At 56.3% G+C, this 12,062-nt stretch carries 10 protein-coding genes; 5 read left to right on the top strand and 5 right to left on the bottom strand.

The window, feature by feature from the left end:
• A partial coding sequence (locus AC4FIC_RS13185) for a hypothetical protein (protein WP_487778798.1) occupies positions 1-528 on the top strand: 528 nt, incomplete at its 5' end.
• A gap of 62 nt (positions 529-590) precedes the next feature.
• On the opposite strand, the gene AC4FIC_RS13180 is transcribed toward AC4FIC_RS13185, so the two are convergent.
• Positions 591-1,682 carry an NADH:flavin oxidoreductase/NADH oxidase gene (locus tag AC4FIC_RS13180; protein WP_476194518.1) on the bottom strand — a complete coding sequence of 364 codons (1,092 nt, stop codon included), beginning with the start codon at positions 1,680-1,682 and terminating at the stop codon, positions 591-593.
• Positions 1,683-1,737: 55 nt separating this feature from the next.
• Positions 1,738-2,982, bottom strand: a complete 1,245-nt coding sequence (locus tag AC4FIC_RS13175; protein ID WP_273284390.1) for an NAD(P)/FAD-dependent oxidoreductase — start codon at positions 2,980-2,982, stop codon at positions 1,738-1,740.
• 478 nt (positions 2,983-3,460) lie between these two features.
• Here AC4FIC_RS13175 and AC4FIC_RS13170 point away from each other — a divergent pair, with 478 nt between their 5' ends.
• From AC4FIC_RS13170 to AC4FIC_RS13160, 3 genes are all read left to right on the top strand, one after another.
• Positions 3,461-5,119 carry an NAD(P)/FAD-dependent oxidoreductase gene (locus tag AC4FIC_RS13170; RefSeq protein ID WP_273284388.1) on the top strand — a complete coding sequence of 553 codons (1,659 nt, stop codon included), beginning with the start codon at positions 3,461-3,463 and terminating at the stop codon, positions 5,117-5,119.
• 21 nt (positions 5,120-5,140) lie between these two features.
• Complete coding sequence (locus AC4FIC_RS13165) at positions 5,141-5,791, top strand: FMN-binding negative transcriptional regulator (RefSeq protein ID WP_273284386.1); 651 nt, start codon at positions 5,141-5,143, stop codon at positions 5,789-5,791.
• Positions 5,792-5,855: 64 nt separating this feature from the next.
• Positions 5,856-6,212, top strand: coding sequence for a YacL family protein (locus AC4FIC_RS13160; RefSeq protein WP_273284384.1), 357 nt, complete (start codon positions 5,856-5,858; stop codon positions 6,210-6,212).
• A 50-nt stretch (positions 6,213-6,262) separates the two neighbouring features.
• Here AC4FIC_RS13160 and AC4FIC_RS13155 read toward each other — a convergent pair whose 3' ends face one another.
• From AC4FIC_RS13155 to AC4FIC_RS13145, 3 genes are all read right to left on the bottom strand, one after another.
• Positions 6,263-7,384 carry an aminotransferase class V-fold PLP-dependent enzyme gene (locus AC4FIC_RS13155; RefSeq protein ID WP_287438799.1) on the bottom strand — a complete coding sequence of 374 codons (1,122 nt, stop codon included), beginning with the start codon at positions 7,382-7,384 and terminating at the stop codon, positions 6,263-6,265.
• 4 nt (positions 7,385-7,388) lie between these two features.
• Entirely contained in the window at positions 7,389-8,567 is a 1,179-nt protein-coding gene (locus tag AC4FIC_RS13150) for a PrnB family protein (RefSeq protein ID WP_273284380.1), read from the bottom strand.
• Between the two features lie 217 nt (positions 8,568-8,784).
• Positions 8,785-9,618, bottom strand: coding sequence for a Cof-type HAD-IIB family hydrolase (locus AC4FIC_RS13145; RefSeq protein WP_100256808.1), 834 nt, complete (start codon positions 9,616-9,618; stop codon positions 8,785-8,787).
• Between the two features lie 175 nt (positions 9,619-9,793).
• Here AC4FIC_RS13145 and AC4FIC_RS13140 point away from each other — a divergent pair, with 175 nt between their 5' ends.
• Positions 9,794-12,013, top strand: a complete 2,220-nt coding sequence (locus AC4FIC_RS13140) for a YgiQ family radical SAM protein (protein ID WP_100256809.1) — start codon at positions 9,794-9,796, stop codon at positions 12,011-12,013.
• Positions 12,014-12,062 lie beyond the last annotated feature (49 nt).

The following is a 12,062-nucleotide window of genomic DNA, read 5'->3' as shown; positions in this document are numbered from 1 at the left end:
TTTATACCCTATATCCGCGCGATATTGTCGGGTGCAATCAAACCGCATGTTTTTACCTGGATCATTTGGGGAATAACCACGGTAATCGTATTTTTTGCGCAGCTTGAGGCCGAAGGGGGGATGGGTGCTTGGCCGATCGGAGTGTCCGGTGTGATTACCTGTTTTATTGCTCTGTTGGCGTTTTTAAAGCGTGCTGATATTTCAATTTCCAAAGTTGATTGGTTGTTCTTTCTCGCAGCTTTGGCTTCCTTGCCGATCTGGTTCCTGACATCCGACCCGCTCTGGGCCGTTGTGGCGTTGACTGGGGTCGACCTGCTGGGTTTTGGCCCGACCATTCGCAAGGCCTATCATTTTCCGCACGACGAAAACGTCTCCTTCTTTGTGTTTTTTGTGGCCCGTAATAGCTTTGCGATCCTCGCGTTAGAGCACTATTCGGTGACCACCGTGCTCTTTCCCGCGGCCATTATCGGCGCCTGTCTGGTTTTGGTGCTGATGATCAATACTCGGCGCCGACTGGTCTGGGCCTGAGGTTTAGACCCAAAAGGCCCTCGAATCGGCACTAAGGCCCAAACGCAGGCCTGGTCTGCAGTCTAGGTACCGACATAGAAGCCATTCTGGGTGGGCATCATCGGCTTGCTCGGAACGCCCAGTTGCGCAGCGGCATGGGCCGGCCAATAGGGATCGCGCAAGCTTTGGCGCGCGATCAACGCGATATCGGCCTGGCCGCTGGCAATAATGGCCTCAGCCTGATGGGCATCGATGATCTCACCGACCGCCATGGTCTTGATGCCGGTGGCTGCGCGAATTTGGCCGGCAATGCCAACCTGCTTGACGGTATGGTTGCCAATCGACGCCCGCGCCGCAGGCGTCGCGCCGCCGCCGGAACAATCGACCAGATCCACACCGCGTTCCAGTAACCAGCGCGTCATTTGAATATTGTCTTCCACCGTGAGCCCGCCCTCAGTCCAATCGGACACCGACAAGCGCACCGCCAAGGGCAGGTTTTCCGGCCAGACGGCCCGCACCGCCTCAACGGTTTCCAGCATCATCCGCGCTCGTCCGCGCAGATCGCCGCCGTAGGCATCGGTGCGGCGATTGACCAGGGGTGAAAAAAAGCTATGCAGCAGATAACCGTGCGCACCATGCAGCTCGACCATCTGGTAGCCGGCGGCTAGTGCGCGCAGGGTGCTGGCCACAAAGGCCTGTTGAATACGCTGGATATCGGCCAGGCTGATCATGCTGGGGGCCTTCATCAGTCGGGTACTGTCCTGATCGAACGCCTGGTCGGTCGGTGCGATCAGCGGCCAACCGCCTTGATCATCGGCCAGATGAGCGCCGCCGTCCCACGGTGCGGCAGCGGAGGCCTTGCGCCCGGCGTGACCCAATTGGATGGCCGGCACCGCGCCGTGCTGCTTGATTAGGTTATTGATCCGCAACAGCGGTTCAATCTGTCCATCCTGCCACAATCCGGCACAACTCGGGGTGATTCGGCCTTCCGGCGAGACCGCCGTGGCTTCCGCGATAATCAGGCCGGCGCCACCAATGGCCCGGGACACCAGGTGGACCAGGTGCCATTCATTGGCAACACCCTCCACCGAGCTGTATTGGCACATCGGCGAAATGCCGATACGGTTGCGAAAATGCACATCTTTAATCTGTAAGGGTGAGAATAGGGCCGACATAGGAAATCTCTATCTGTGTTGGAAGACAGGCCCGACTGTTGTCGGGCCCTGTGGGCTAACGTTCCAGTCGCCCGAAATAACGATCCTTGACTAGGCGCGTCTTGATGCCGAGCGTTAAGAAAGGGTTCGGTGGTAACCAGGTCGGGGTCGGACGCTGTTGAATGCGGTCCATCTCATCGGTCCGCTCACCGATGGCCTGGTAGGCCAGTTGCTCGCCGAATAGGGTCGCCAGACCAATACCGCCGCCGTTATAACAACCGGCCACGCTGAGCGTGGGGCTGAGCTGTTGAAACAGGTTGGCGCTGTTGGCGCTGATGCAAGTAATGCCCGACCAGCTGTGTTCGATCAGATTGCTCGGCAGCGTTGGAAAGCGTTTGCGCAGACCGTCGTTGTGGCCCTGTACCCGCAGCGCCAGTTGGCTCGCGGTCATATTAACCGACCATAGGGCTTCGGCGGTATTGCGAATCATAATCCGTCGATCGCCGGTCAAGCGGACGGTCGCGCCCATCGCTTGGGCCGATAAAAGGCCCCATTCCTGAGGGGATCCCAGGCTTTGGAATTCAGCCTCGGTGAGCTGGCGCGTTAGGCTGGCGGTCAGCGTCAAGGGAAACACGCGGTCCCGTTTCAGGCCGAGCGATGGTATAAAGCCATTGGTGCACACCAACAGCTGGTCGGCGTTGATGCGGCCCTTGGCCGTGGTCAACTCATGACGGCTGCCTGAACGAGTCCAGTTGAGTACCGGCGACTGTTCATAGAGGCTGACATTGGCGGGCAGGGCCTCGATCATGGCTCGGGCCAGTTTGGCCGGCTGCAACATAACTCCGCCAGCGGTGTGCACCGCCATGCGATAGAAGTCGGTGCCCAGTCGGGTGCGCAGCGCCGGTGCTTCCATCAGCGTGTTGGCAATGTCACAGTCATCTAAGGTGCGGCTAAAGGTGCGCAACTTGGCCTCATTTTTAGCCAATGCCGTGGCATGGTACTTACCGCTGGCGTTCCAGTCACAATCGACCTGGTAGCGCTCGACGAAGTTGGCGACGGTTTGAACCCCGAGTGCATTGAGCTGGTATTTCTGTTTGTAATGGCTCAGGCCATTTTCGGACATATGCCCGTCATTCAACGTAGAGTCGACCAAATAACCGGAATTGCGGGCGCTGGCCCCCTCACCAGCGGCCTCTGCCTCGATCAGCACGATCTGATCATTGGGCCGGAGCAGCGCCAAGGTGCGTGCGGCGGCCAGGCCGGTGTAGCCGGCCCCGATAATCACCCAAGGACAATCGAGGTCTTGATTCAAGGCAGGCATAGCCGTTCGTGGCGGTAACAGGTTTAACCAGCCACAGCCCGGATCGTTTTTAGGCACCATTGGTTGTACTCAAGTAGATGTAGGATCGAATGGCTAATGTAGGATAATCAGGGTCTGAAAGACATCATCTTTTATGCTTATTACTATCAATTAACTGTGAACTTACGCCACCCCCTGTAACGGCGTAAAGATGCCCAGCCGAGTGGCTGTCCTGAGCGATCAAGCATTCGGCGGGCGGCCTGTTTAATCGGCCCGAAGGTCTGGCCGGCCCGTCGTATCGATGGCTTTTTAGTCAAGCCATCCGATTGTCGGCCCAATCGACCCGACAAAGGCCGTTATTTGCTTTTAGAGATTGAGTGACCGGATCAAAAGTGGTGTAGAATGTCGCACTGAATCGGGTGGCCAAGCCAAAGCACCCTAGTTACCCGTTGAGCCGGACTGCGTGTCTTGAGCCTTTTTTTACCGAAGTGACCCTAGCATGTTAAGACTGAACGAAATCAAGCTCGCGTTGAATCACAGCGAAGCCGATTTAAGAGCCGCCATTTGCGCAACTCTGGCTATCAGAGACGAGGCGTTGCTCAGCTATAGCCTGTTCAAGCGCAGCTATGACGCGCGCAAGAAAAAAAACATCCTATTGATTTATCAGATTGATGCGCTCGTATCGCCCGAGCTCGAGACCCAGCTGCTCGGCCAGCTCGATAACTTGGTTGGCGTGCGGGCTACCCCCGATACCGGTTACCATTTTGTCGCCCAGGCGGAGCCAACGTTCCCCGCCGCCCAACAGGCGCGTCCGATCGTTATAGGCTTCGGCCCCTGTGGCATCTTGGCGGCCTTGTTGCTAGCGCAGATGGGTCTAAAACCGATTGTGCTCGAACGCGGTCAGGATGTCCGTCAGCGGACGCAAGATACTTGGGCATTGTGGCGCAAGCGCGAACTCAATCCGGAGTCCAATGTGCAGTTTGGTGAGGGCGGGGCCGGAACCTTTTCCGATGGCAAATTGTGGAGTCAGGTGAAGGATAAACGTCACCTAGGCCGCAAGGTGCTGAGCGAATTTGTCAAAGCCGGCGCGCCGGAGGAAATTCTCTTTGTCAGCAAACCCCATATCGGAACCTTTAAACTGGTGACGATGGTGGAACGGATACGGGCTGAAATCATCCACTTGGGTGGCGAGATTCGCTTTAATCAGAAGGTCTCTGAGTTACACCGCGAGGCCCCAGTCGAGGGCGGCACGGGACAGGTCACAGGTGTTACCCTGGCCGATGGCGAATTCCTGCCATCGCGCCATGTGGTTCTGGCCATCGGCCACAGCGCCCGAGACAGTTTTGAAATGCTCCTCGCGCAAGGCGTCTATATGGAAGCCAAGCCGTTTTCAATTGGTTTTCGCATCGAACACCCTCAGTCGGTTATCGATCAGGCGCGCTTTGGCGCCAGTGCCGGACACCCGATTCTCGGTTCGGCCGACTATAAACTGGTGCATCATTGTAAGAGCGGCCGCAGTGTCTACAGCTTTTGTATGTGTCCGGGCGGGACCGTGGTCGCGGCTGCATCCGAGCCGGGCGGGGTGGTCACCAATGGCATGTCGCAGTATTCGCGTAATGAACGCAATGCCAATTCCGCCATCGTGGTCGGCATTACCCCTGAACAGGATTACCCAGAGCACGTCCTCGCCGGGGTCGATTTACAGCGTAAGCTCGAGCGCCTGGCCTTCGATCTGGGCGGCGGCGACTACAGCGCGCCCGCTCAACTGGTTGGTGACTTCCTCAACAACAAGCCATCAGTCGATCTCAGCGCGGTATCGGCTTCTTATCAGCCGGGTATCAGCCTGGGCGATCTGAGCAAGGCATTGCCAGCCTTTGCCATTGAGGCGCTGCGTGAAGCGATCCCGGCGTTTAACAAGCAAATTGATGGGTTTTCGATGGCCGATGCCCTGTTGACCGGGGTTGAGACGCGGACCTCATCACCCATTTGCATTAAGCGCGGCGCTGATTTTCAAAGCATTAACACCTTGGGCCTGTATCCCGCCGGTGAAGGCGCGGGCTATGCCGGCGGCATCCTGTCAGCGGGAATCGATGGAATTAAGGTCGCCGAGGCCATCGCATTGGATCTCCTGAAGCCTGACACAGTAAGCGAGTCCTAAGGACCCAGCGCGGAGTAGCAGATGTATATTCCAGACATGTTCAGACAGGTCGATACAGCAGCGATGCAGCAGTTGATTGCCGAGCAACCGCTGGCAACCCTGGTGATGGCCACGGACGACGGCTTAGAGGCTAATCATATACCGCTCTATTGGGTCGATATCGACGCCGACACCGTGGTCTTGCGCGGTCATGTCGCCAAGGCCAATCCAATGTGGCGCCAGTGCGCGGCGGCCACCGATGTCTTGGTGATCTTTGCCGGAGCGCAGCTCTATATGTCTCCCAACTACTATGCGACCAAGCAGATCGACGCTAAGGTCGTCCCGACCTGGAATTATTTGAGCGTGCATTTGCACGGCGATTTGGTGGCAATTCACGACACCCAATGGAAGCACGAGATGTTAAATCGGTTAACCGATCAGCAGGAGGCCAGTCAGCCAGTCCCTTGGCAAGTAGCCGATGCGCCAGCCGCGCATGTGGAAAAGCTAATGGGCGCGATCGTTGGCTTGGAGTTCCGGGTGACCTCGATCGAGGGCAAGTGGAAGGCCAGCCAAAATCAGCCGCTGGTTAATAAAGTCAGTGTGGTGGATCATTTACGCAGCCAAACGGCGGACAATAGCCTGGCCATGGCCGACCTCGTCCGCCAATCAATACCCCCAAAACAACCCGAATAACGGTAGGCGAGGGCGCGCCTTGCGACCCCTGCTCCCTGACCTTGCACCCTAACTAGAGACTATTATGGATTACGAATTTTCCTTTGATGATGACGGTAAGCCGAATGCGGTTTTATCGATGGGTCACGAAGTATTGGGCCGTTGGCTCACCGAGGAATTGGGTCAAAACAGTTCAAAAATGGTTGATCTGTTGGCCGTTATTGACCTCTTGGACCGTGAGCAACTGATCGAGAAAAACATTCTCGGGCGTGACCTTAATCTGCGTTTAGAGCGTGAGTCCGTCGAGGTCACCGCGTTGGAGCGAGAAGATGATGAGGAATTCCCGGAGGAGACAAACCTGTATGAGTCGGAGTCGATTGCAGAATGTGGCCTACTCGATTTCAAGCAATTGCTCTTAGATTGGCAAGAGTTCGTCGCCTAACGAGCGCCCGATTGTTGGGCCAGCGACTGCCTTTCCGAGCAGAATCTCTGCTACCGACAGCGCTCGACCCGATGCACCAATTGCTCAATATCCGCATTGTCGTTATAGAGATGCGGCGACACCCGGATGCCCAACTTGCGCGCATCAACACTGATATTGGCCTGCTCCAGGGCCACCATCAGCTCGGTTTGACGATCACCCAATTGCAAAATTACCGTGCCACTGCGCATCTGCGGCGCGTGGGGCGAGACCACGGCATCGCCCAGTGCCGCAATAACCTGATCGATTAGCTGTTGGTTGTGGGCTCTCAACACCTCTGATCCGATATTGGCAAAATAATCAATGGAGTGCGCCGCCAGTGCATAGGGAGCGATCGACGGGGTGCCGCCCCAGAAACGCATTGCGCCGGGGTGGTAACGAAAATCGTGAATATTAAATTCAAAGGGATTTTCATGACTGAACCAACCGACATCCATGGGCTGACAGTCATCGATGCGCTCAGGATGCACCCACAGATAGGCCGCGCCCGGCCCGGCGCAAAGCCACTTAACGCTCGAGCCGACCATAAAGTCGGGCTGCAACTGGCTTAGATCTAAGGGCATGATGCCGGCCGACTGCGCGACATCGATCAGGCTCAGGGCGCCGCGTGCTCGGATCAGCGGAATGATATCGGCCAAGGGTGCCTGCACACCGCTGTTGGAATAGGCGTGGCTGACAAAGACCAGATCCACATCGGCACCGATATAGGCCTGCCAAACGGCGGCATCGGTTAGGTCCAAATGCTGGGGAATAAAGCGCAGTTCACAGTCAGTACCCAGCGCCTTCTGCATGACAAACCCCATACTGGGGAAGTCGACCTCACTCATCAGCACCACCGCGCCCGGACGCTGCAAGCGATCGAGCGACATCACCAGCTTGGTTACCGCGCTGGACAGATTCGCCTGCGGGCAAAAGTCTTTGGCCGCGCCCTGGAACAGTTGGGCTAAGGCGGCGCTAAAGCGGTCGATCACCCCCAACCATTGGCCCCAAGGCTCACGGCCAGAGTTTTGCCACGGGGCAAAGAAGGCCTGTTCCAGTGCGGCTGGGGCGCTATTCAATGGCCGGCCGACCGAATGGCTAAGCAGATAGCTGCCCGGGGCTAGGCTGAAATCGCGTTTAGGGGTATCGATCATCGGTTCACTCCAGGGTGGCTTTGAGCTGTTGAATATCGTGGAAGCGGGTCAGGATATCCGAGCGTTGGGCGGCGGCACGTCGATCGCGCAGCTTTTCCAAAGCAGCCAACAGGACCGGCAGCGGCGGGCCACTGGCCGTGAGCTTGTCGAGATACTGCTCCGGCATCTGTGCCGAGGGCTGACTGATATACTTATCAACCAATTGATTGTGATGCTGGCTCGCGGTTTCGCCATGGACCTGACACAACTCCAGCAGCAAGCTGAGGTTGGCCTGATACCAAGGCGCCTGGCTCTGGTCGCCGGCCGCGAGAAAGTAATCCAGCAGGCTGGTCCGGCGCATGCAATCGCGCAATATTTGCTGATCTTCCGGCATCATAAAGAGAAATTTATCAACCAACAGCTGGCCATAGGTCGGATCGTTGCCTTGGCACAGCCCGAGCAATAGATCGATCACATTGATGCCGGCAAAATCCCCCGCGTTGGCACCGCGATAGATCTGCGAGCCGACCCGATAGGGTTTGTAATAGGGTCGCACACAGTGGAAGAAACGTTGGGCATCGAGCTGCTCAAACAGATCGCTATTGGATTCGATGACCTGTTGTAAGGCCACTAGGGCGGCGCTCATCAGATCGTGCGTGAGCGGGTGCGAAATACCCAGGGGCTGAATCTTGATCAAGGCATCGGCGGCGCGCTTATAGGCGAGAATGCCGCGGGTGTTGTAATCGACAAAGAGTTGTTCATCGGGCAGGTTGGTAAAGCGTTTGTAGCGACCGTTGACCGCCCGGTTATGGGTGGTCAAATGCGCCGTGGCAAAGCGCGGCGTGACCCCAATGGAGGCACCGATTTGCAGCGCCAAAGCCGAGGCTTCGAGCAGCGGGGACTTAGTTTCGCGCGACGGCTCGGTGATCTCATGGCGCCGGCAAGCCGCCATATAAAGGCCGACATTACCCAACAGGTCGAAGGCCTTATCGAACCCCTGGTCGGTATTGCCTTCCGCCAGCAGCGCTGCGATCAGCGCTTGACCTTCCTGTTCCAAGCAAATCTTATAGTCTTCGCCAATTCCAGCGACGTTGGCGCGATCGGCCTGGGCAAAATAGAGGTCCTCTAGGGCGGAATTCAACTCGACAAATCGCGTTCGAATCCAGTCATCAAAAAGTTCCGTCTTGGCGGTGTTGGCTTTCATCTGTGATAACCTTAGCGGTGAGTATTTGTATTGGCCCATGTTCAGGAGCGCTCTACAGAGCGACGTGGCCACCCTAAACCACTGGCTCGGCCGAGCATAGCCAAGGGCGCGAATAGGTGCGCGCCGGACTGTTCATAATTCATGACTGTTTGGCTTATCAAGCGGGTAGGACACCCGCTTTAGTTTAGGCTGACCGATGACTCAGAAAATTCTGTGGTCAGGATTGATGCGCGGTGCTTTGACTGGCTAAAACTCGGTCGATCATGGCGGCGACACCGTCGTCGGCGCAGTCTGTGGTGACAACATTAGCGATCGCCTTAATATCGTCCGGTGCATTGCCCATGGCCACACCGACACCGCAGTCGCGCAACATCGTCAGATCGTTGTAACTGTCGCCGATCGCCATCACATCCGCCTTGTCGATGCCCAGCTTGGCGCAGATCACATCGATGCCCCGGCTCTTGTCGACGGCGCTATTGGTAAACTCCAAAAACACCGGTTTGGAAATGCTGATCATAAAGCGGCCGCCCAACGTTTTGCTCAGTTCTGCCTGCAGGGTCTTGATCTTGTCTGGCTCGGCGAGCATGAGCACCTTAGGGACCTTGGTCTGTATAACGCTTTTTAAGTCCGCGACGAGCTCAATGGGCATACCGGTGAGCGTCGCCTCCAGTTGGCTGTAGGGATTCATCTGTTCGGTGACGATGGCTCCCTCTATATAGGTTTGCATCAGCACGCCTTGGGCATGAGCGGTATCGACCAATAGGTCGCACTCGAGCTTGCTCAGGCAGGTCTCGAACAAGGTTTCGCGATTAGACCAGTCGGTCACGTACGCGCCATTGTAGGAAATCACATAGCCCCCTTGGGCCAAATGCAGCAGGTCGGCATAGCCGATCATGGCGGGGAAGGGACGGCCCGAAGCCAGGACGATGGTTAGGCCGGCAGCGCGGGCACGGGCAATGGCCGCCTGATTGGCCGGACTGATCTGGACAGCATCATTTAGCAGGGTATCGTCTAGGTCCATGACGATCATACGAACGTTAGCGTAAGGCATAGGTTTATCGCGTTCCAATAAAAAATCGCTCGAATTATAACGGCATATTGATCGATTGTATCGACGCCAACGCCTCCAATGAGAAGTTTTCTCGTTGGAGGCCATCGAGTCGGGGACGACTATTTAACTTTCTGTTAAAGTGTCGTCTGGTTTCGTTGTGATATTTTGTTGCGTTATGTTTAAGACCGCCCCCGATCTATTTAAATACCCCAAATACCAGCATGCCGAAAAAGTTGCTGCGCCTTTCTTGCCGATGAGTCGTGCGGAAATGGACACGCTGGGCTGGGATCAGTGCGACATTATCATCATCTCGGGTGACGCCTATGTCGACCATCCGAGCTTTGGTATGGCCGTAATCGGTCGGACCTTGGAGGCTCAGGGCTTTCGTGTGGGCATCATTGCCCAGCCCGACTGGCAATCCGCCGAGCCGTTCAAGATATTGGGCGAGCCCAAACTGTATTTTGGCATCACAGCGGGCAACATGGATTCCATGATCAACCGCTATACGGCCGATCTAAAGGTGCGCAACGACGATGCCTATACCCCCAACAATGAAGGCGGTAAGCGACCAGAACGCGCGGTCTTGGTCTACAGTCAACGCTGCAAAGAAGCCTACCCTAAGGTGCCCATCGTGCTGGGCGGCATCGAGGCCAGCCTGCGCCGAATCGCCCAGTACGATTACTGGAGCAATAAGGTGCGTCATTCAATTCTGTTTGATTCTAATGCCGACATTCTGCTCTACGGCAATGCCGAGCGAGCGCTGGTCGAGGTGACTCACCGATTGGCCAATAATGTTCCCATTGGCGAGATCACCGATGTTCGCGGCACCGTGGTGTTAAAGAAAGAAGTGCCCAATGGCTGGACCGAAATCGACTCCAGCCGGATCGATTGGCCGAGCAATATCGGCGCAATAACCGAGTTTAACGAGCCCAATCCTTATGAGCAGAAGGAGCCGATCAACGAGGCAGGGGACAAAGCCAGCTGTGGCGCCAGTGACGCGGCGAGCAAGCCTGAGGTAGACGATAATGTCTCGGTGGTGCGGATTATTCCGATGCCCCTGCAGCGGAAATTCGATATCGATCACGAGCTGACTTGTATCCGACTGCCATCGTTTGAAAAAATCCGTAACGACCCGGCGCTCTATGCCCACGCCAGCCGCGTGCTGCATGTCGAGGCCAACCCACACAATGCCCACACCCTGGTGCAGCGTCATGGTAATCGTGAAGTGTGGGTCAATCCGCCACCGATTCCATTGCGCACCGAGGAGATGGACGGTGTCTTCGACCTAGAATATGCCCGGGTGCCGCACCCGAGTTACGGCAAAGCGAAAATACCTGCCTACGACATGATTAAAACCTCGATTAATATTATGCGCGGCTGTTTTGGCGGCTGTACCTTCTGTTCTATCACCGAACACGAGGGGCGCATTATTCAGTCGCGCTCGCATGAATCGGTGCTTAAAGAAGTCGAGGATATTAAAGCCAAGGTGCCCGGTTTTAGTGGCGCGTTGTCCGATTTGGGCGGCCCGACCGCGAATATGTACCATCTTCAGTGTAAGGACGACGCGATTCAAGCCAGTTGTCGCCGGCTCAGCTGTGTCTATCCGACCATCTGTGTCAATCTCAAAACCGATCACTCGATGACCACCCAGCTGTACCGCAAGGTGCGCAAGACGCCCGGCATCCACACCGTTGCCATCGCCTCCGGTCTGCGCTATGACTTGGCCATTGAAGATCCTGAGTACGTCAAAGAGCTCGTGACCCACCATGTTGGCGGCTACCTAAAAATCGCTCCGGAGCATACCGAAACTCGACCGTTGCAGATGATGATGAAACCCGGCATGGGCAGTTACGATCGCTTCAAGCAGATGTTCGACAAGTATTCTAAAGAGGCGGGTAAAAAGCAGTATCTGATTCCTTACTTTATTGCTGCCCACCCGGGCTGCGAAGATGAAGATATGGTGAATCTGGCGCTCTGGCTCAAGAACCAGGATATGAAGGTTGATCAGGTGCAAACCTTTTACCCATCGCCGATGAGTCTGGGCACGGCGATGTACTTTTCCGGCAAAAACCCGTTGAAGAAGGTCACCTACAAGAGCCCACGGGTGAATGTAGTGAAGAAAATCGAGGAGCGTCAGCTCCAGAAAGCCCTGTTGCGCTACCACGATAAGTCGGGCTGGCATTTGATTCGCGACGCCCTGCAGCGCATGGGTCTGGCTCGTCTGATCGGCGATGGCGATCATTGTCTGGTGCCGGCGGAAGAGAAGCAAAGTGTTAAGCGTCAACCCTATAAGGGTGTGCCAAAGGCCAAGCTGGCGACGAAGCCGGGCCGATCGGGTGGTCGACCCGCGCCCAAGGTGAAGACCATCCTGCCGAAGAAACAACGCAAAAAATAAGCCTAGCCTAAGCCCGCGGTCGCCCGACGCTTCCCGCTGTTAGGCGGGC

Source organism: Reinekea sp. (genome assembly GCF_982785585.1).
This window is presented reverse-complemented; position numbering and strand designations above follow the sequence as displayed.